Origin of the sequence: Pseudochrobactrum sp. AO18b (genome assembly GCF_000409565.1) — a bacterium.
GTDB lineage: Bacteria > Pseudomonadota > Alphaproteobacteria > Rhizobiales > Rhizobiaceae > Pseudochrobactrum > Pseudochrobactrum saccharolyticum.
This window is the reverse complement of record NZ_ANNO01000397.1, coordinates 1-1,469: the sequence shown is the minus strand read 5'-3', so window position 1 is coordinate 1,469 and position 1,469 is coordinate 1. Positions and strand designations below refer to the sequence as shown.

At 53.4% G+C, this 1,469-nt stretch carries 2 protein-coding genes; both read left to right on the top strand.

Annotated elements, in window-relative coordinates; genetic code table 11:
• Positions 1-116 precede the first annotated feature (116 nt).
• Positions 117-1,112 carry an LLM class flavin-dependent oxidoreductase gene (locus A918_RS0115315; RefSeq protein WP_022711905.1) on the top strand — a complete coding sequence of 332 codons (996 nt, stop codon included), beginning with the start codon at positions 117-119 and terminating at the stop codon, positions 1,110-1,112.
• A 4-nt stretch (positions 1,113-1,116) separates the two neighbouring features.
• Positions 1,117-1,469 (top strand): OsmC family protein (locus tag A918_RS0115310; RefSeq protein WP_022711904.1); only part of this gene is annotated, 353 nt, incomplete at its 3' end.

Genomic DNA, 1,469 nt, shown 5'->3' with positions numbered 1-1,469 from the left:
CGCGCCCCTTTTTATTTGAAGATGTTGCTTCCAAATTTTACGGTAAAAATACAAAATTTTTCACTGTGGTGATTTCAGGCTCTGGTATTGTGTAGTCATTACTATATATATGATCCATGACCAAATTTTCCGTACTCGATCTCGCGCCGATCACACTCGGCAGCACCGCAGCGCAAGCCATGCAGAACAGTGTTGAGCTTGCACAACATACCGAGAAACTCGGCTTCCGGCGTTACTGGCTGGCCGAGCATCATAATATGCCGGGCATTGCCAGTGCGGCGACAGCTGTGCTGATCGGCCATGTGGCCGGTGCCACAAAATCCATACGTGTCGGGGCAGGCGGTATTATGCTGCCGAACCATTCGCCTCTGGTGATTGCCGAACAATTCGGCACACTGGCCTCGCTCTATCCGAACCGTATTGATTTAGGCCTAGGGCGTGCACCGGGCACAGATCAGGTGACGTCCTATGCCTTGCGGCGCAATTCCAGTTCGGATGCGCAGTCCTTTCCGCAGGATGTGGTGGAGCTGCTGGGTTATTTCGGCGAGCCGACTACAGAGCAGCGTGTGCGTGCTTATCCGGGGGCTGGCCTGAATGTGCCGGTTTGGATTCTCGGCTCCAGCCTGTTCGGGGCACAGCTGGCGGCTATGCTTGGTCTGCCTTATGCATTCGCTTCTCACTTTGCTCCGGGTGACCTTGATGATGCGATTGCGCTTTATCGCCATCGGTTTGAGCCGTCGCAATATCTCGATAAACCTTATGTGATGGCCGGATTTAACGTCTTTGCAGCCGATACGGATGCGGAAGCCCGTTTGCTGTTCACTTCCATCCAGCAGGCTTTTGTGAATTTGCGCACCGGCAATGCAGGGCAGTTGCCGCCGCCGGTAGAAGGCTATGAGGAAAATCTCGATCCGCGCTTTGTGCCGATCATCAAGGCCGCACTTGCCTGCTCTGCTGTGGGCAATAAAGAAACGATACGCCAGCAGATTGATGCTTTTGTTACCCGTACTGATGTTGACGAACTGATGATTACAGCGCAAATTTTTGACCATCAGGCGCGCCTGCATTCATTTGAATTGCTGGCGGAAGCAGTCGGACTGAAACCGGAATAAGAGCATGGTTGGATTGGCAGTACGTACCAGAGAAACAGGCGCAGTAGCGACATTACAGGGGCAGGAGAAGCCGCTGATCCGCTCGCTGACCGGCGGGGAACTGACGCTGGAAAATACGGTTTCCGGTGCGGGTTTCAACGCGATTGATCTGCTTTATGCGTCTCTCTCGGCCTGTCTGGTGATGAGTGCACGTATAGCCGCGCGCAAGCTCGGTTTGATTGAGCGTATCAGCAGCTATGAGGTCAAAGTCAGCGGTGAGAAAACGGAGCATGAGCCTTATCGCATCACGCGGTTCAATGTGCAGTTTTTGATTGCCGGTGAACTGTCTGATGATGAGCGCCATGAACTGGCAGAAGT

What these genes read in the sequence shown, in the direction of transcription:
- A918_RS0115315 (WP_022711905.1), top strand. Translation starts at nt 117, where the DNA reads ATGACCAAATTTTCCGTACTCGATCTCGCGCCGATCACACTCGGCAGC.